The 16,800-nt window shown below is 64.0% G+C and carries 18 protein-coding genes and 1 pseudogene; 9 read left to right on the top strand and 10 right to left on the bottom strand.

The genetic code is table 11. The features are described 5' to 3' along the window. Positions 1–62: 62 nt before the first annotated feature. From B4L76_RS17090 to B4L76_RS17075, 4 genes are all read right to left on the bottom strand, one after another. Positions 63–449: a hypothetical protein gene (locus tag B4L76_RS17090; protein WP_296234122.1), complete on the bottom strand. Its 387-nt coding sequence runs from the start codon at positions 447–449 to the stop codon at positions 63–65. Next, the gene (locus B4L76_RS17085) at positions 442–942 is read right to left on the bottom strand and encodes a hypothetical protein (RefSeq protein WP_296234121.1); all 501 of its coding nucleotides are present in this window, start codon (positions 940–942) and stop codon (positions 442–444) included. Before B4L76_RS17085 ends, B4L76_RS17090 begins: the two co-directional genes overlap by 8 nt. A 143-nt stretch (positions 943–1,085) precedes the next feature. After that, positions 1,086–2,423, bottom strand: coding sequence for an imelysin family protein (locus B4L76_RS17080; protein ID WP_296234120.1), 1,338 nt, complete (start codon positions 2,421–2,423; stop codon positions 1,086–1,088). Between the two features lie 156 nt (positions 2,424–2,579). Further along, complete coding sequence (locus B4L76_RS17075; RefSeq protein WP_296234118.1) at positions 2,580–4,634, bottom strand: putative bifunctional diguanylate cyclase/phosphodiesterase; 2,055 nt, start codon at positions 4,632–4,634, stop codon at positions 2,580–2,582. Between the two features lie 443 nt (positions 4,635–5,077). On the opposite strand from B4L76_RS17075, the pseudogene B4L76_RS17070 reads away from it, so the two are divergent. Further along, a pseudogene (locus B4L76_RS17070) lies at positions 5,078–5,301 on the top strand (TIM barrel protein); the annotation flags it as partial. 120 nt (positions 5,302–5,421) lie between these two features. On the opposite strand, the gene B4L76_RS17065 reads toward B4L76_RS17070, so the two are convergent. Together B4L76_RS17065 and B4L76_RS17060 are read right to left on the bottom strand one after the other, a co-directional pair. Further along, complete coding sequence (locus B4L76_RS17065; protein ID WP_003255187.1) at positions 5,422–6,018, bottom strand: superoxide dismutase; 597 nt, start codon at positions 6,016–6,018, stop codon at positions 5,422–5,424. A gap of 300 nt (positions 6,019–6,318) precedes the next feature. After that, a complete protein-coding gene (locus B4L76_RS17060) occupies positions 6,319–6,918 on the bottom strand; it encodes a LysE/ArgO family amino acid transporter (protein ID WP_296234117.1) in 600 nt (199 codons plus the stop codon). Between the two features lie 100 nt (positions 6,919–7,018). On the opposite strand from B4L76_RS17060, the gene B4L76_RS17055 reads away from it, so the two are divergent. From B4L76_RS17055 to B4L76_RS17045, 3 genes are all read left to right on the top strand, one after another. Then, positions 7,019–7,909 (top strand): LysR family transcriptional regulator ArgP, encoded by an 891-nt coding sequence (locus B4L76_RS17055; protein WP_296234116.1) that lies wholly within the window; start codon positions 7,019–7,021, stop codon positions 7,907–7,909. A gap of 49 nt (positions 7,910–7,958) precedes the next feature. Continuing rightward, positions 7,959–8,954 (top strand): NAD-dependent epimerase/dehydratase family protein, encoded by a 996-nt coding sequence (locus B4L76_RS17050; protein ID WP_296234115.1) that lies wholly within the window; start codon positions 7,959–7,961, stop codon positions 8,952–8,954. 87 nt (positions 8,955–9,041) lie between these two features. Next, positions 9,042–9,908 (top strand): ATPase, encoded by an 867-nt coding sequence (locus B4L76_RS17045; protein WP_296234114.1) that lies wholly within the window; start codon positions 9,042–9,044, stop codon positions 9,906–9,908. A gap of 67 nt (positions 9,909–9,975) precedes the next feature. On the opposite strand, the gene B4L76_RS17040 is transcribed toward B4L76_RS17045, so the two are convergent. After that, entirely contained in the window at positions 9,976–11,025 is a 1,050-nt protein-coding gene (locus tag B4L76_RS17040) for an alkene reductase (RefSeq protein WP_296234113.1), read from the bottom strand. A gap of 17 nt (positions 11,026–11,042) precedes the next feature. After that, a complete protein-coding gene (locus B4L76_RS17035; RefSeq protein ID WP_296234111.1) occupies positions 11,043–11,345 on the bottom strand; it encodes an ArsR/SmtB family transcription factor in 303 nt (100 codons plus the stop codon). Positions 11,346–11,495: 150 nt separating this feature from the next. On the opposite strand from B4L76_RS17035, the gene B4L76_RS17030 reads away from it, so the two are divergent. Further along, a complete protein-coding gene (locus B4L76_RS17030; protein ID WP_296234109.1) occupies positions 11,496–12,080 on the top strand; it encodes an ACP phosphodiesterase in 585 nt (194 codons plus the stop codon). Positions 12,081–12,140: 60 nt separating this feature from the next. Here B4L76_RS17030 and B4L76_RS17025 read toward each other — a convergent pair whose 3' ends face one another. Both B4L76_RS17025 and olsB read right to left on the bottom strand, forming a co-directional pair. Next, the gene (locus B4L76_RS17025) at positions 12,141–12,929 is read right to left on the bottom strand and encodes a lysophospholipid acyltransferase family protein (RefSeq protein WP_296234196.1); all 789 of its coding nucleotides are present in this window, start codon (positions 12,927–12,929) and stop codon (positions 12,141–12,143) included. Beyond that, complete coding sequence (gene olsB, locus B4L76_RS17020) at positions 12,929–13,684, bottom strand: L-ornithine N(alpha)-acyltransferase (RefSeq protein WP_296234107.1); 756 nt, start codon at positions 13,682–13,684, stop codon at positions 12,929–12,931. Before olsB ends, B4L76_RS17025 begins: the two co-directional genes overlap by 1 nt. 158 nt (positions 13,685–13,842) lie before the next feature. On the opposite strand from olsB, the gene B4L76_RS17015 reads away from it, so the two are divergent. The 4 genes from B4L76_RS17015 (at position 13,843) to B4L76_RS17000 (ending at position 16,799) form a co-directional block, all read left to right on the top strand. Beyond that, on the top strand, positions 13,843–14,730 hold the full coding sequence (locus B4L76_RS17015; protein ID WP_296234106.1) for an acyl-CoA dehydrogenase: 888 nt from the start codon (positions 13,843–13,845) through the stop codon (positions 14,728–14,730). Between the two features lie 70 nt (positions 14,731–14,800). Then, complete coding sequence (locus B4L76_RS17010; RefSeq protein WP_296234104.1) at positions 14,801–15,880, top strand: serine hydrolase domain-containing protein; 1,080 nt, start codon at positions 14,801–14,803, stop codon at positions 15,878–15,880. After that, on the top strand, positions 15,877–16,173 hold the full coding sequence (locus B4L76_RS17005) for an amidase (protein WP_296234103.1): 297 nt from the start codon (positions 15,877–15,879) through the stop codon (positions 16,171–16,173). The genes B4L76_RS17010 and B4L76_RS17005 overlap by 4 nt, the downstream gene beginning before the upstream one ends. 44 nt (positions 16,174–16,217) lie before the next feature. After that, a complete protein-coding gene (locus B4L76_RS17000; RefSeq protein ID WP_296234102.1) occupies positions 16,218–16,799 on the top strand; it encodes a YceI family protein in 582 nt (193 codons plus the stop codon). The last annotated feature ends 1 nt before the right edge of the window (position 16,800 follow it).

Raw genomic sequence — 16,800 nt, 5'->3', positions numbered from 1 at the left:
CAGGATCTTTGAATAAGAGCAATTTGCGTTTGCCTGATGAAATCGTCGCTACCAGGAACAGCTCAGGCCATGTACAGCTCGAATTGCCGGTTGACCAGGCTGACGATCAGGTTCTTGTTGCCGCCATGGCGATTGTCACCTGCCACCTCTTCGATTTCCAGGCTGGTGTAATCCATCGCCGAGGCGCTGAGGAACTTGATCGCATCCTTGTGGGCGGGTTCCCAGTAATCCTGGAAGATCCAGATACTGGTCTTGGCAGCCGGGCCAAGGATCAGCCGCATGGCTTTGTTGTTTTCTTCCGATTTACCGATCCAGGGGATGGCCAGCGAGCCATTCCAGACGTGCTGGGCGCCGATTGCCAGGCTATGGCTGCGGTTTTCACCGTCGATCAGGGTCAGGGTGTAGGGGGTGTTGTTGGCGATGGAACGCAGGTAGGTCACGCTAGCCATGGGGCATTTCCTCTTGGTGGATGTCCGGTCGTGGCAACGGGCCGCTCGGGGCGCGATAGACGTAGGCCGCGAGCAAGGTGATTTCGTTGAAGGGGGGCTCGAGTCTGGCGGGGGCAAAGCGTCCCAGCAGTTGCAGGCCCTGCGCGAAGGCGACTGACTCGAACCTGCGTCGGTCGGCTTCGTTGGGGTCGTACAGGTAGATCTTGCCGGGGCGTGCAACCACCCGGCACATCTCCTCGGCGACATGCTGCGTGATCGGGGCACCCATCAGGGTGACATGCGGAATCTGGTAGGAGTCGAGCGGGAAATCGGGTGCGTCGTATTCGTAGACGATGATCAGGTTGGGGATACGCTTGCCAGTGTCGGGGCCGTTGGAAACGAGTTGGCCAGCCTTGTTCAGGTTGTAGGCGTTGTTGAAGCCGGTAACCAGGTCGTACCCATTCATGCGTTGCACGATGCGGCCCTCCCCCCACACATCCAGAATCTGCAGCACGGTACCTCCTGTATGGGATTCCAATGAAGGTCGCCAGCATGGGCGTCAAGCCAACCAGGGGCCAGCGGGAAGCGTTGCCCCTGCCGGGCAAACGAAAACGCCCGGCACAAGGCCGGGCGTCTGGTTGAAGCGCCGTTAGCAGATCAGAACTCGTGATCCGCAGTATCCGGGTTCAGGTTGGCAATACCCAGCTTGCCCGCAGCCTGTTCGATCGCACCAGTCTGTTTGACCAGGGCGGCGATGGCGTCACGCACGATCTGGTTGCCGGCAGCGTTGTCGGCGGCGATCAGCTGGTCGTAGTGCTCACCCTTGAGGGCGTGGTCGACGATCACCTGGATCTTGGCTTCGGTGGCTTCCAGATCGGCCTTGAGGGTGGCGTCGGCAGCCGGGTCGACCTTGGCCACCAGCGACGACAGGCTTGGGCCGGTCACCTTGCTGCCGTCCGGGCGGGTGTACTCGCCCAGGTAGACGTTGCGGATGCCCTTGGCGTCATAGAAGTGCGAATAGTGGGTGTTGTCGCTGAAGCAATCGTGCTCGTCTTCCGGCGAGTTGGCTTCCAGCGAAACCTTCATGCGCTCGCCCGCCAGTTCGCCCAGCGACAGGCTGCCCATGCCGAACAGCATCTTGCGCAGGCCGTCGTTTACCGGCTCGGCTTCCAGCTTGGCGCGGTAGTTGTCAGCAACGTTCGGAGCCCAGTTGCCGACCATTTCCTCGAGATCCTTGACCAGCAGGTCGGTGACCGCTTTCAGGTAGGCGCGACGGCGGTCGTTGTGGCCGCCGGTGGCGCCCTTGCCTTCCAGGTAGTCCGAGGCCGGGCGGTTGCCTGCGCCCGGGCCGGTACCATTCAGGTCCTGGCCCCAGAGCAGGAACTCGATGGCGTGGTAGCCGGTAGCGACGTTGGCCTCGGAACCGCCCAGCTCGTTCAGGCTGGCGAGTTTCTCGGGGGTGATCTGCTTGACGTCGATCTTCTCTTCGCCGACCTGGATCTCGCTGTTGGCGATGATGTTGGCGCTGGCTGCCGGGTTGCCCAGGGCATGCTCGTAGCTCTTGTCGACGTAGTCGATCAGGCCTTCATCCAGCGGCCAGGCGTTCACCTGGCCTTCCCAGTCGTCGATGATGGTGTTGCCGAAGCGGAACACTTCGCTCTGCAGGTACGGTACGCGCGAGGCGACCCAGGCGCCCCGGGCGGCCTTCAGGGTTTCGTCGTTGGGCTTGGCCAGGAACGCGTCGACTGCGCTCTGCAGGGTCTTGGCAGTGCTCAGGGAGTCGCTGTACACGGCATGCACCAGCTCGGCGTAATGCTTGACTACGGCTTTGCCGGCAGCCTCGTCGACAGCCCCGGGCGCTGCAGTGGTGGTGCTGGCGGCAGCCGGTGCCTGGGCTTGCGGCGCGGCGGCCTTGTCGTCCTTGCCTTCACCGCAACCGGCGAGAGCGATGGCAATGGCCAGCAGACTGGCGGAGGCCAGAGGCATTCGAATCATTATTGGTTTTCCTGCGTCGTGTGGTTGGACCAAGGGGGAGACCGTGCGCCGTGGCACGCGAAACGACAACATCATGCGAAAGATTTGCATTTGCTGTAAAGGGGCGCTATGCAAATTATGCTGGCGGCGGCTACGCCCAGCGGCTGCTGGGGTGCTTCAGGTCATCGACACCTGGTTGCGCTGCGCCTGTTTGAGGAAGTTGGTCAGCTCGCGGGCTGGCAACGGCTTGCTGTAGTGGTAGCCCTGGCCCTCGTGGCAACCCTGGGCAATTATATACGTTTCCTGTTCGACGGTTTCCACGCCTTCGGCGATCACCTGCATGCCCAGGCTCTTGCCCAGCTGGATGATCGCGCGAACGATGGTGGCGTCGTCATCGTCGTCCAGCAGGTCCTGGACGAAGCTCTTGTCGATCTTGATCTTGTCCAGCGGCAGCGATTTCAGGTAACTGAGCGAAGAGTAGCCGGTGCCAAAGTCGTCGATGGCAATCAGCGCCCCGGAGCGGCGTAGGCTCAGCAGGTGCTGGGCGGCGGTGCTGATGTCTTCCATCAGGCCGGTTTCGGTCACCTCCAGCTCCAGGCTGCGCGGGGGCAGGCGGTAGGCCTGCAGCAGATTGTTGACCACCCGCGGCAGTTCGTTGTGGTGCAACTGCACGGTGGACAGGTTGACTGCCATGCGCAGGTCGCTGAAGCCCATGTCATGCCATTCGCGCAGTTGCCGGCAGGCCTGGTCGAGTACCCACTCGCCAATGGCGATGATGCTGCCGTTCTGTTCGGCGAGGGGGATGAACTGGTCCGGCGGTACCATGCCCAGTTCCGGGTGCTGCCAGCGCAGCAACGCCTCGACACCGACCACTCGGTGGTCGCGGTAGCTGACCTGCGGCTGGTACACCAGGTACAACTGGTTGCGCGGCAGGGCTTCGCGCAGGTCTTTTTCCAACTCGCGGCGGCGACGCATCTCGCTGTCGACGCTGGCGATATAAAACTGGTAGCGGTTACGCGACCGGGCCTTGGCCAGGGTCATGGTCTGTTCGGCTTTCTGTAGCAGTTTCTCGGTGCTGTCGCCGTCCTCCGGGAACAGGGTGATGCCGATGGTGGCGCGCAGTCGGATCTGTCGGTGGTGGTCGAGGTCGAACGGCACTTCCAGGTCATCGAGGATGCTTTGCGCCAGTTCGGCCGCCTCGTAGGGTTGCTCGATATTGGCCTGCACCAGGGCGAACTGGTCGCCGCCCAGCCGGGCCAGGGCACCCAGGCGGCTACTGTGGGCGCGCAGGCGGTCGGCCAGGGCCAGCAGCAGCTGGTCACCGACCTGGTAGCTGAATTGCTCGTTGATGCCCTTGAAATCGTCGAGCCCCAGGCACAGTACCGCCACCCGGTGTTGCAGGCGGCCGCCGTCGATGAGGATCTTGTCCAGCTGCTGTTGCAGCTGCTGGCGGTTGGGCAGGCCAGTGAGAAAGTCGTACTGGGCCATGCGTTGCAGGCTGTTTTCTGCCTCGTGGCGCAAGTGGGTGTTGCGCTCGATCGAGGCCAGCAACTGGTTGGCGGTATTCACCCACAGGCCCAGTTCGTTCTTTTCGTGGCCCTTGAGCAGTGGCAACTGGTGCTGGCTGGGGCGGTCGGGGTTGATCTGGGTGAGGTGCTCGATGATCTTCGACAGTGGCTTGGTCAATAACCAGTGGTAGACCAGATACAGCACCATGCCCATGGCCAGGGCCCGTAGTACGCCGGAAATGAAGATGATCACGGCGTTGATCAGGAAGTCCTCGCCGTAGGCCGAGGTATCGAGGGTGATGTTCAGGTCGCCGTAGTATTCGCTGTAGGGGCCGCGGCCGACCAGTTGCGTGGTGTAGGTGCGTTCCTGGCCGAGGATAAGGTCGGTCAGCCAGCGCATGGTCGTGTCCCGCAGCGGACGGGATTTTTCTGCCAGCATGGTTTCGTTGGGGTGGCCGATGGAGGCCATGCGCACCGACTCATCCTGGAACAGGCCTTCCATCACTTGCATGCCCATTTCCCGGTCGAGGCTGTACACCGCCTGGGTCGAAGGGTCGCGGAACATGTCGAGGATGCGCTGGGCATCGTTGTTCACGGCCTGGCGGGTCTTGTAGGTGTCGTAGATGATTTGCGCACAGCTGAGCACGACGCCGACCACCAGCGCCGACAGCAGCACGACCCTGAGCAACTTGACCGACAAGCTGTTCCGCAATTCCAGCTTCAATGGGGTTTCCTTAATCCATGCGCATGGCATCATTTTGCCATCAACGATGACGATACACTACCGGCCGACCATGAGCAGTGTATCGGTTGCCTTACCCCGCAACTTGAATGCGCTGTAGCAATCTTCCAAAGGTTTGATGTTAGCGCGGTATGCGGGCTGAGCAAGCGTTTTGCGGGGCGGGCGCAGGTGACAAGCGGGCGGGTTGCTTTGCTGGCGAGGGCCGCTGCCACAGGCGTGGCACACTCTTCGTGCAGAAGGCCTGTGGAGCGGGCCAGGTTTGCCACGCCGTTGGAGAAACGGCGGCTCCCCCGCAATACAAAGTGATACCCGGCTACGCATGCAGACGAGCACAGCATCCGCCATCAGGCAGGCACTGCGGATGAAAGCGTTATCAAATTGTTGCGGGGCAGGGCGGGGGAAAGCTTATTTACAGTTGGCACTGCGGAAATGCGGACGATGTGCTGGCGCAGTTCTTCGAGAGCGCACGGTGCATGTGCAGGTGGCCGATTGCCCGGGGCGGCATCAGCCTGGGACAGGGCAGATGGACATTGCAGGACTGTTCACGGCGCTGGAGCAGCGCGGCTATACGGGGTGGATCGGGTGTGAATACCGGCCTGCGGGGTCTACTGCCGATAGCCTCGGCTGGCTTGAACGATACGTCTCATGAACGCCTTGCGCGCCGACCCTGGGCAAATGCCCTGAAAAAAAATCCGATGCCAGGGGGCTGGCATCGGATTTTTGGCAAGAGGCCCGGGGTGGCCGGGCTTCCTGCTCGAGGCTGAATGACTCAGGCCTTGAAGGTCTTGCCTTCGAACTGTTCGGCAACGAAGGCCCAGTTGACCAGGTTCCAGAACGCCTCGACGTACTTCGGACGCAGGTTGCGGTAGTCGATGTAGTAGGCGTGTTCCCAGACGTCGCAGGTCAGCAGCGGGGTGTCGCCGCTGGTCAGCGGGCAGCCGGCGCCGATGGTGCTGGCCAGGGCCAGGGAACCGTCAGCCTTCTTCACCAGCCAGCCCCAGCCGGAACCGAAGGTGCCAACCGACGTCTTGGTGAACTCTTCCTTGAACTTGTCGAAGGAGCCGAAAGCGGCGTTGATGGCGTCAGCCAGGGCACCGGTCGGCTGGCCGCCGCCGTTTGGCGACAGGCAGTTCCAGTAGAAGGTGTGGTTCCAGACTTGAGCGGCGTTGTTGAAGATACCGCCCGAAGAGCTCTTGACGATCTCTTCCAGGGTCTTGCCTTCGAATTCGGTGCCTGGGACCAGGTTGTTCAGGTTCACGACATAGGTGTTGTGGTGCTTGTCGTGGTGATACTCCAGGGTTTCCTTGGAGATGTGCGGCTGCAGGGCATCGTGGGCGTACGGCAGCGGCGGCAATTCAAAAGCCATGGTGGATCTCCTGATTCAGGTCTGTTTGCGGTTTGCGCAAGGCCGATCACGGGCGGCCCGATCAGCGTCAGCGAGATTGAACTCTTTGCGACGCAAGGGCTGGATCATAGCACCGGGCCCGGCGCATAACCACGCAACAAAGATAGGGAATAGAGGTTCCAGAGCGGTTGGCGGCTGGCGATCAGTGGTGGTCGTTTGCAGGCAGGTGCGTGTACGGAAACCCCTGTACCCGCGGCCTGCCTCACACCAAGGGAGCCGCGCGGCCCCGGCACGCTGGGCTGCGAAGCGGAAAACCGGTGTTCAGCTGAAGACCAACTGCGCCGCCACCGCGAACATCATGACCGCGACCATCAGGTCCAGCATGCGCCAGGTCGCTGGCCGTGCCAGCCAAGGCGCCAGCCAGGCTGCGCCAATCGCCAGGGTCGAAAACCACACCAGCGAGGCGCTGGCAGCCCCGGCCACATAGGCCCCAGGCGCGCTCTGCTGGGCCCCCAGCGAGCCGATCAGCAACACCGTGTCGAGATACACGTGCGGGTTCAGCAGGGTCACCGCCAGGGCGCTGAGCAGCACCGCGCGGCGTGAGCGTGCGCCTTGGCCCTGCTGATGCTGCAGGCTCTGCCGGGAGCAGGCGCTGCGCAACGCCTTGGTGCCGTACCAGATCAGGAATACCGCGCCGCCCCAACGGGCGACCGCCAGCAAGGTCGGGTTGTGCGCCAGCACGGTGGCCAGGCCGAACACCCCGGCTGCCACCAGGACCGCGTCACAGAGAATACATAGCGCTGCCACCGGCAGGTGATGCTCGCGGCGCAGGCTCTGGGCGAGGACGAAGGCGTTCTGGGCGCCGATGGCCATGATCAGGCCGAAGGCCACCAGCATGCCGTTGAGATAGCTCTGCCACATGGCCAAATCTCCAGGAGTGTCGAGAAAAGATGCTGGCCATTGTGCGCAAACGGGTTATATAAGAAAAACAAATAGCGCTGATCAGGCATTAGGAAAATCGATGTTCGACTACAAACTGCTGGCCGCCCTCGCGGCGGTGATCGAACAAGGTGGTTTCGAGCGCGCGGCGCAGGTGCTGGGCCTGTCGCAGTCAGCCATATCCCAGCGCATCAAGTTGCTCGAGGCGCGGGTAGGCCAGCCGGTGCTGGTACGAGCCACACCGCCAGGCACGACCGAAGTCGGTCGTCAGTTGCTCAACCATGTGCAACAGGTGCGCCTGCTCGAACGCGACCTGCAACGCCAGGTGCCGGCGCTGGACGAGGGCGGCATGCCGGAGCGCCTGCGCATCGCCCTCAACGCCGACAGCCTGGCCACCTGGTGGGCCGCTGCGGTGGGCAATTTCTGCGCGCAGCACAAGGTGCTGACCGACCTGGTGGTGGAAGACCAGGAAGTAGGCCTGAAGCGCATGCGTGCCGGCGAAGTGGCAGCCTGTCTGTGCGCCAGCGAGCGCCCGGTGGCCGGAGCGCGTAGCCTGCCACTGGGCGCCATGCGTTACCGGGCACTGGCCAGCCCCGGGTTCATGGCGCGGCATTTTCCCCAGGGTTTCGCTGCGGGCCGCCTGGCCCGTACGCCGGCGATCGTCTATGGCCCGGACGACTTCCTGCAGCACCGTTACCTGGCATCGCTGGGCATCGACGGTGGTTTCCTGCACCACCTGTGCCCGTCCTCGGAAGGTTTCCTGCGCATGACCGAAGCCGGCCTGGGTTGGGGCCTGGTGCCCGAACTGCAAGCCCGTGATCAACTGGCTGGCGGGCAATTGGTGGAAATCTGCAGCGATACCCCCATCGATGTGCCGTTGTACTGGCATCATTGGCGCAACGGCGGGCAACTGCTCGCGCAACTGACCGAGCATCTGCGCCACTGCGCACGGCAATGGCTGGTGCCCTTGTAGCCACGGCTGGCGTCAGTTGCATCTGAAATCTGGCAAGACGGAGTCTTACATGCGAATTCTGGTCACCGGCGCGAGCGGCTTCATTGGCGGGCGCTTTGCGCGCTTTGCCCTTGAGCAGGGCCTGGACGTGCGGGTCAGCGGCCGCCGCGCGGAAGGGGTCGAGCACCTGGTCAAGCGCGGCGCCCAGTTCATCCCCGGCGACCTCGGCGATGCCGAGCTGGCCCGTCGCCTCTGCCAGGGCGTCGAGGCCGTGGTGCACTGCGCCGGCGCGGTGGGCAACTGGGGGCGCTACCAGGACTTCTACCAAGGCAACGTGGTGGTCACCGAGAACGTGGTCGAGGGCTGCCTCAAGGAGCACGTGCGCCGCCTGGTGCACCTGTCGTCGCCGTCCATCTACTTCAACGGCCGCTCGCGCCTGGATATCCGCGAAGACCAGGTGCCGCGTCGCTTCCACGACCACTATGGGCAGACCAAGTACCTGGCCGAGCAGAAGGTGTTCGGTGCCCAGGAGTTCGGCCTCGAGGTGCTGGCGCTGCGCCCACGTTTCGTCACCGGGGCCGGCGACGCCAGTATTTTTCCGCGGCTGATGCAAATGCAGCGCAAGGGCCGCATGGCAATCGTCGGCAACGGCCTGAACAAGGTGGATTTCACCAGTGTGCACAACCTCAACGAGGCGCTGTTCAGTGCCTTGTTCGCCGCCGACCGGGCGCTGGGCCAGGCCTACAACATCAGCAACGGCCAGCCATTGCCGCTATGGGATGTGGTCAATTACGTGATGCGCAAGATGCAGTTGCCGCAAGTCACCCGCTACCGTTCCTACGGCCTGGCCTACAGCCTGGCTGCGCTGAACGAGGCGGCCTGCCTGCTATGGCCGGGACGCCCGCAACCGACCCTGTCACGCCTGGGCATGCAGGTAATGAGCCGCGATTTCACCCTGGATATCAGCCGCGCCCGGCAGTATCTGGACTACCATCCCAAGGTCAGCCTGTGGACGGCGCTGGATGAATTCTGCGCCTGGTGGCAGCACCAGCCGCCAGGACCATGAGGCCGACGGGCCGACGATGGTCATCAACGCGCCGCGCTGGCGGTTTATACTCGTGCCTCTTTGCGACTACCGCGGTTGAATGTATCCATGCGTAACCATGCTCATGATGACTACGATGACGTGCCTACCCTGCGGGCCGGCACGCATGACGATGACGAACTGATGCCCGCGCACGTGGTGCGCAGCCGCCAGAAAGCCGCCCGCGGGGCCAGTACGGCGCCTCTTTGGGCCTTGCTCGGGGCCTCGTTCATCGCCTTGGCGGGCCTCGGCTGGTGGAGCTTCCAGCAGATTTCCCTGATGGAACAGCAACTGGTGGCGACCCAGGAAAGCTTTGCCCGCATCAGCGAGGAAGCGGCCGGGCGCCTGCAGGCCATCAGCGGCAAGGTCGCGGCCAGCGAGTCGGGGGCCACTACCAATAGCGAGGCCTTGAAACTGCAGCTTCGTCAGTTGCAGAAGGGGGTGGCCGGGCAGACCGGTGACCTGGGCAAGCGCCTGGAGCAGGTGCTGGCCGATACCCGTGAACAGCAGAAGGCCGTGACCGAGCTGCAGAGCCAGTTGCAGGCGCAACTGAAGCAAGTGAACGGCGAACTGGCCGCGTTGCGCTCGGGCCAGGTCGATGGGGGCAAACTGGATGCCCAGCTCAAGGGCCTTGGTGAACAGGTTGCCGCACTGAAGGCCGCACAGGCCGACAATGGCAAGCTGGATGGTCAGCTCAAGAGCCTGAGCGGCGAGGTGGCGGCGCTGAAGAAGCAGGGTAACCCGAGCGCGGCTATCCAGGACCTGGAGCAGGACATGTTGGTGCTCAAGAGCCAGATCGACAATCGTCCGGCGGCGGCTGCCAGTGGTGCTTCGGTGCAGGAGTTCGATGCCTTCCGTGCGCAGACGACCCGCAACCTGAATACCTTGCAGAGCCAGATCCAGAACCTGCAGCAGCAGATCAACGCCCGGCCGTGACAGGGCCGGGGAGGGCGTTGCCCTCCTTTCGCGACACAGGGCCGCAAAGCGGCCCCGGCAATCCCGGTTACAACCGTGGATAGTCGATGTAACCCACCGGCCCCTTGCCATAGAAGGTCTCCGGCCGCGCTTCATTCAACGGCGCATCCGCCGCCAGCCGTGCCGGCAGGTCCGGGTTGGCGATGAACGGCACGCCGAACGCCACCGCATCCGCCTTGCCACTGGCCAGGGCCGCATTGGCGCTGGCCTTGTCGAAGCGCTCGTTGACGATGTACGGGCCGCTGAACGCTTGCTTGATCAACGGTCCGATGCTGTCATCGGCCTCCCGCTCGCGTGAGCAGATGAAGGCAATGCCCCGTTTGCCCAGCTCGCGGGCGACATAGGTGAAGGTTTCGGCGCGGTCGGCATCGCCCATGTCATGGGCATCGGCGCGTGGTGCCAGGTGCACGCCGACACGGTTCGCCCCCCATACCTCGATGGCCGCGTCGGTGACCTCCAGCAGCAGGCGCGCACGGTTTTCCAGCGAGCCGCCGTAGCGGTCGGTGCGCTGGTTGGTGCTGCTTTGCAGGAACTGGTCGAGCAGGTAGCCGTTGGCACCATGAATTTCTACGCCATCGAAGCCTGCGGCCTTGGCATTCTCGGCACCGCTGCGGTAGGCCTCGACGATGTCGGCGATTTCCTCTGTTTCCAACGCGCGCGGGGTGGGGTAGTCACTGAGCGGGCGTACCAGGCTCACATGGCCCTTGGGCTGGATTGCACTGGGGGCTACGGGCAGTTCGCCGTTCAGGTAGCTAGGGTGGGAGATGCGACCGACGTGCCACAGCTGCAGGAAAATGCGCCCGCCCGCTGCATGCACGGCCTTGGTCACATTGTTCCAGCCACGTACCTGCTCGTCGTTCCAGATGCCGGGGGTATCCGGGTAGCCGACACCCATGGGGCTGACCGAGGTCGCCTCGCTGAGGATCAGCCCGGCACTGGCGCGCTGCACGTAGTACTCGGCCATCAGCGCATTGGGCACGCGGCCTTCATCGGCGCGGCAGCGGGTGAGCGGGGCCATGATGATGCGGTTGGGCAATTGCAGGTCGCCCAGGGTAATCGGATCGAAAAGCGTGGTCATGAAGGTTACCTGCCTGTTCAGAGTGCTTGGCGCAATTGTTCGAGAAACGCCTGGATGGTGGTTTCGTTGCGTTTGAAGAAATGCCACTGGCCGATCTTCTGGCTGCTGACCAACCCGGCGCGCTGCAGGGTGGCCAGGTGGGCAGAGACGGTTGATTGCGACAGGCCGCAGCGTTGATCGATCTGCCCGGCACAGACGCCGTTCTCGGTGCTGTGGTATTGGTCCGGGAAGTGCCCTGCCGGGTCTTTCAGCCAGCCGAGGATTTCTCGTCTGACTGGGTGGGCCAGCGCTTTTATGATTTCGTCGAGATCGAGAGGCATGGGTTGAGGCTCGTTGTAGCGGTATATCGCGATAGGGCGAAATGTAAATCGTGAACTACCGATATACAAATACGAAGACGTTCTGAGTGACGTACGAATCGATATATCGCGTTATAACGATATAGGCGCAGACGGTGCTAGACTGCGCCCATGAACTACCTCGCACACCTTCATCTGGGCGGCCCGGCGCCGCAACAACTGCTTGGCAGCCTGTATGGCGATTTTGTCAAAGGCCCGCTGGAAGGGCGCTTCCCGCCTGCGCTGGAGGCGGCCATCCGGCTGCACCGTCGAATCGACAGCTATACCGACCAGCATCCGTTGGTACTCGCGGCACTGGCACGTTTTCCACCTGAGCGGCGGCGCTTTGCCGGCATCGTTGTGGATGTGTTCTTCGATCACTGCCTGGCCCGGCATTGGCAGGATTATGCCGAGCAACCGCTGGAGCAGTTCACTGAGGCGTTTTATCGAGTGCTGTTGGCGGAACCCGAGCTGCCCGGGCGGCTGGCGCGGATTGCACCGTTGATGGCGGCGGATGACTGGCTGGGCGCGTATGGTGATTTCGCCACGCTGGATCAGGTGTTCAACGGCATTGCCCGACGGCTGTCGCGGCCGGAGGGGATGCTGGGGGTAATGGGAGAGCTGGAACGGCTATACGAGCCGTTGCTGGCGGATTTTCGTGAATTCTATCCGCAATTGCAGGCGTACGCGGCGGCGGGGCGGATGTCAGGCAGTTAGGCCTGTGCCGGCGTCTTCGCAGGCACACCCGCGAAGACGCCGGTCCTGAAAAGCACAAGCTCAGGCGGCCCGCGCCTGCCGCCGAGCCACAACTTCAACTTCTACAGCCCCGAACAACGCCCGCTGAATCGCCTGCTGCGCCTGCAATGCGAGCATCGCCCGTTCCTTGCCGACGCTGCCGATCGGCTGCAGCAAGTGGATGCACACTTCACTCCGCGGCTGGGCGAACAGGCGCAGCAAGTGCGACACCAGGTCATCCTCACCAATGAATGGCGCAATCGGGTCGATCTGGCCATTGCGCAGGTACTGGATGGCCACCGGTTGTACCGCCACCCCACGGTCGATGGCGCCCGCCAGCAGGCGGCCATGGAAGGTGCGCAGGGTCCGCCCGCTGGTGGTGGTACCTTCGGGGAAGATCAAAAGCGGACGGGCCAGGCCTAATTGCCCGGCAATCTGTTCACGCAGGCGCTGGCTGTCACCGCCGCCCCGGCGGATGAACAGCGTGCCGGCCTTCTCCGCCAGCCAGCCGGCCACCGGCCAGTGGCGCACTTCGGCCTTGGACAGGAAGGACAGTGGCAGCAGCATGCCGAGCAAAGGGATGTCGGTCCAGCACACGTGGTTGCTGACCCACAGCATTGGCCGCTGCGGCAGCTCGCCGAGCACCCGGACGTCGAACGGCAGCGCCGCGACCAGGCGTTTCATGAACAGGCAGGTCCAGCGCTGGCGGCGTTCCAGCGAGGGCTTGAAGCCCAGGCGCTCGCCGAGGGAGACCACGCTGGCCAGCAGCATGCCCAGCAGCAGGACCAGCAGCAGTCGCGTCAGGCGGGCCGATACCCGCAGCTTCGGCATCACACCGCTGCCTTGAAGTGGCGGGCATAGCGCGGGCACAACTCGTCGCGCTTGAGCAGGATGAACACGTCGGCGACCTGGAAGTCTTCGTCCCAGCATGGCTCGCCGCAAATTTTCGCGCCCAGGCGCATATAGGCCTTGAGCAGGGGAGGCATTTCGGCAATCACGTTGTTCGGCAGGGCCAGCTTGGGCAGCGGTTTTTTCGGTTCGGCGCGCAGGTGCTCGGTGCACAGGTAACGGTCGCGCAGGCGCTGCATCACCGCATGGGCCTGTATTCCGCCATCCTGCATGGGGATGCTGGCGCAGCCCATCAGATAGCTGTAGCAGCCTTCATTGAGGATTTCCGCCAGTTCGCTCCACAGTACGGCAATGGTGCCGCCGTTGCGGTAGTCGGGGGCCACGCAGGTGCGGCCCAGCTCGAGGATCGGACCCTGTAACTGTAACAAGCCATGCAGGTTGAATTCTTCTTCGCTGTAGAAGCGGCCGAGGCTGCTGGCAGCCTGGTGGTCGAGCAGGCGCGTGGTGGCAACCAGCTCGCCGGTACTCAGGTCGCGCACACCGATGTGTCGGCAGTGCACGTCGTAGTCATCCATGTCCAGGCCGTGCTCGGCACCTTTGAGGCGGGCCTTGAATTCGGCGCTGAACACCTTGTAGCGCAGGGCCTGGGCCTCGTGCAGGGCCGTGGCGCCAACCAGGCGTTCGGCTTGCAGACGGCGTTCGGTGCTGTTGTCGCCAGCGTGAGCGATCCGAGTCATTACGAGTCTCCATAAGCCAGCCATGAAGGGTTGCGGCCGGTCGGCTTTGTTGTGCAAAGTCAGCCTAGGTAGACGCGGTGTCACCCCTGTGAAGCTTTGGTGATGCTTGCGTGACATCCCACGGCCTTAGCCGAAAGCCCCCTGCAAGGAGCCGCTCCATGGCCTGGTTGCAACGACTCAACGACCCGCTTCGCCAAGCACTGGCGGGCACCCTTGGCGAAACCTATGCCGCGCTGCTCGAGCGCCTTGGCCCGGTTGCCCCGTTCGAACTGGCGGTTCTGGGCGGGCGGGCGATGGCCACGCCGGGCCTGGCGTTCCTGGTCGGTTACCAGGCCGCCTTGCGCGTGCTTTGGCCCAGTGCTCCGCCGAGCCTCGGCGCCCTGTGCGCCAGCGAACGGCACAGCGTGCGGCCGGCGGACATGCGTACGCGCCTGGACGGCCTGCGCTTGACCGGCAGCAAGGACTTCGTCACCGCCGGCCTGGAGGCGGAGTGGTTGCTGGTCGCGGCGCGCAGCGAGGCGATGGGTGCGGCAGCGCAATTGAACCTGGCGGTGGTCTACCCCGGCGAGCCGGGGGTGACGCTGGAAGCGCTGCCGACCCTGCCGCTGATGCCGGAGGTGGGCCATGGACGACTGGTACTGCAGCATGCAGCCTGCGAACTGCTGGCGGGGGATGGCTGGGATGCCTATGTGAAACCGTTCCGCTCGCTGGAGGACTTGTATGTGCTCGCCGCACTGACGGCCTGGCTGTATGGCGTCGGCCAGGCGTGTGCCTGGCCGCAGGCCTTGCGCCTGCAGTTGCTCGGGCTGCTGGCCGGGTGTGCCGAAGGTAGCCGGCAGTGTGCCGATACCGTCGCTTGTCATTTGTTGCTGGGTGGCTTGTTTGCGCAGTTCCAGGCGCTACGGGGGGAAATCGAGGCGGCATTGGCAGCCGGGCCGGCGCATTGGGCGCAGCTCTGGCAGCGCGACCAGGGCGTGATGGCGCTGGCGGCTGCAGCGCGGGAGAAGCGGTTGAACAAGGCATGGGCGGCTGTGGGATTGTCATGAATGCCTGTTAGGTTTGTGTGATTGCATGAAACCTGGGGCCGCACAGTGGCCCCGAAAAAAGGCAATCCCGATGAAGGCATTGTTCGTCATTCTGGCACTGGCTACAGGGTGTGCCTGGGCCGAGGGCTGGCCCCAACCCGACTGGCCGATCGATGACGCCACTCACGACTGGCAGGCTGTCGACGCCTACGCCTTCCCCGTCCGCCCCACCCCGGAGCGCACCGGTATTCGTACCGACGCCCTGCTGATCATCCGTGACGGTCGTATCCTGTACGAACGCTATACGGCGCCCACCACCGCAGCCACTGCCCACCTCACCTGGTCGATCAGCAAAAGCGTGCTCGCCACGGTGCTGGGCGTCGCGCAGGGCCAGGGGCGCTTCCAGCTGCAAGACCCGGTCAGCCGCTTCTACCCGCCCATGCGCGCTCACCCCGGCGTGCGCATGGCCGACCTGCTGCACTGGGCCAGCGGTCTGGACTGGCAGGAAGACTACGAATACGCTCCGCTGAAATCCACAGTGGTGGCCATGCTCTACACCCGCGGCCGCGCCGACATGGCGGCCTATACCGCGGCGCGAGGCTCGGCCGCCAACCCTGGCCAGCGCTTTCTCTATTCCAGTGGCGACAGCAACCTGCTGGCCGCCGCCCTGCGCGGCATGCTCGGCGCCGAACAATACCCGCAATACCCCTGGCTCGCGTTGTTCACCCCGCTGGGCATCACCAGCGCGGTGTGGGAACGTGACCAGGCCGGCATCTATGTCGGTTCTTCCTACCTGTACCTTACGGCGCGCGACCTGGCACGCATCGGTCTGCTGATGCAGCGCGACGGGCGCTGGCACGACCGGCAACTGCTGCCCGAAGCCTGGGTGGCCTTCAGTCGCAGGCCGTTTGCCCAAGCCGACGCCATGCCCGGCGAGGCCAACCCCGGTGGCCACTGGTGGCTCAACCAGCCGTTGGCCGGGGCGCCACGGCCCTGGCCGAGTGCTCCCGCAGACACCTATGCGGCCCTCGGCCATTGGGGGCAGGCGCTGTACGTGCTGCCCACGCAGAAGCTGGTGATCGTGCGTTATGCCGATGACCGCGACGGCAGCTACCAGCACGACGAACTGCTCAGGCGGGTACTCGCGGTGCTGGCCGGGGAGGGGGCATGAAGCGGGTCATGCTGCTGCTCTTGCTGGGGCTGTCGTACTGGGCGTGGCAAGAGCGTCAGGCCCTGGCTGATTTTCCCGGCATCCTTTCGGCCTACTCGGCCAAGGAGTATTGCTCGTGCCGCTTCGTCATGGGGTTCGAGCCGGAGTATTGCCAGGGCTACGTGAAACAATGGCTGGCGCTGAGCCTGCTGGCGGAAGACCGCCAGCAGCGGCTGGTAACCGCCGAAGGCCTGGGGCGGCGCCACCAGGCTGCCTGGCAAGGCCCGCGCGAGGGCTGCCGCTTGCTGCCATGAAGGCGGGCGGGTAAGGTTGGCGGCCTGGTTTCACGAGATCCGTCATGTTCAAGTTGCCCCGCCTGCTACCCGCCTTGCTGCTGGCTTTGTGCCTGCCTGCCCACGCCAACTGGCACCTCGATGGCGAGTCGTCGCGCCTGTCGTTCATCACTGGCAAGAACGGTGACACCGCCGACGTGCATCGTTTTCTGGTGTTGCATGGTACGGTCGACCGCAAGGGCGCGGCCGGGTTGCGCATCGAGATGGATTCAGTGAGCAGCGGCATTCCCCAGCGTGACGAACGCATGCGCGAGGATCTGTTCGACGTCGAGCGTTTTGCTGAAGCCAAGGTGCAGGCACAACTGGACCTGCGGCCGATAAACGACCTGGCCAATGGTGCCCAGGTCGAGCTGCGCCTGCCACTGACCGTAACCTTGCATGGCCAGTCCCACAGCTACAACGCCTTGCTGCTCGCCACCCGCCTCGACGAGCGGCGCTTCCAGGTGGTGACCCTCGAGCCGCTGGTGCTGCGCGCCGCGGACTTCGGCCTGCTGCCCGGGCTGCAGCGCCTGCGCAAGTTCGCTGGGCTCAAGTCCATCAACCCATCGGTACCGGTGAGTGCGGTGCTGATCTTTACCGCCCGCTGAC

The organism is Pseudomonas sp. UBA4617, from assembly GCF_002386445.1.
GTDB lineage: Bacteria > Pseudomonadota > Gammaproteobacteria > Pseudomonadales > Pseudomonadaceae > Aquipseudomonas.
Note: the sequence above shows the minus strand (reverse complement) of the source record. Positions and strands in the feature narration are given on the sequence as shown.

Excerpts from the sequence above, each read along its gene's own strand:
- B4L76_RS17090 (WP_296234122.1), bottom strand. The coding sequence starts at position 449 with ATGGCTAGCGTGACCTACCTGCGTTCCATCGCCAACAACACCCCCTAC.
- B4L76_RS17080 (WP_296234120.1), bottom strand. The coding sequence starts at position 2,423 with ATGATTCGAATGCCTCTGGCCTCCGCCAGTCTGCTGGCCATTGCCATC.
- B4L76_RS17065 (WP_003255187.1), bottom strand. The coding sequence starts at position 6,018 with ATGGCTTTTGAATTGCCGCCGCTGCCGTACGCCCACGATGCCCTGCAG.
- B4L76_RS17060 (WP_296234117.1), bottom strand. The coding sequence starts at position 6,918 with ATGTGGCAGAGCTATCTCAACGGCATGCTGGTGGCCTTCGGCCTGATC.
- B4L76_RS17055 (WP_296234116.1), top strand. The coding sequence starts at position 7,019 with ATGTTCGACTACAAACTGCTGGCCGCCCTCGCGGCGGTGATCGAACAA.
- B4L76_RS17050 (WP_296234115.1), top strand. The coding sequence starts at position 7,959 with ATGCGAATTCTGGTCACCGGCGCGAGCGGCTTCATTGGCGGGCGCTTT.
- B4L76_RS17045 (WP_296234114.1), top strand. The coding sequence starts at position 9,042 with ATGCGTAACCATGCTCATGATGACTACGATGACGTGCCTACCCTGCGG.
- B4L76_RS17040 (WP_296234113.1), bottom strand. The coding sequence starts at position 11,025 with ATGACCACGCTTTTCGATCCGATTACCCTGGGCGACCTGCAATTGCCC.
- B4L76_RS17035 (WP_296234111.1), bottom strand. The coding sequence starts at position 11,345 with ATGCCTCTCGATCTCGACGAAATCATAAAAGCGCTGGCCCACCCAGTC.
- B4L76_RS17030 (WP_296234109.1), top strand. The coding sequence starts at position 11,496 with ATGAACTACCTCGCACACCTTCATCTGGGCGGCCCGGCGCCGCAACAA.
- B4L76_RS17025 (WP_296234196.1), bottom strand. The coding sequence starts at position 12,929 with ATGCCGAAGCTGCGGGTATCGGCCCGCCTGACGCGACTGCTGCTGGTC.
- olsB (WP_296234107.1), bottom strand. The coding sequence starts at position 13,684 with ATGACTCGGATCGCTCACGCTGGCGACAACAGCACCGAACGCCGTCTG.
- B4L76_RS17015 (WP_296234106.1), top strand. The coding sequence starts at position 13,843 with ATGGCCTGGTTGCAACGACTCAACGACCCGCTTCGCCAAGCACTGGCG.
- B4L76_RS17010 (WP_296234104.1), top strand. The coding sequence starts at position 14,801 with ATGAAGGCATTGTTCGTCATTCTGGCACTGGCTACAGGGTGTGCCTGG.
- B4L76_RS17005 (WP_296234103.1), top strand. The coding sequence starts at position 15,877 with ATGAAGCGGGTCATGCTGCTGCTCTTGCTGGGGCTGTCGTACTGGGCG.
- B4L76_RS17000 (WP_296234102.1), top strand. The coding sequence starts at position 16,218 with ATGTTCAAGTTGCCCCGCCTGCTACCCGCCTTGCTGCTGGCTTTGTGC.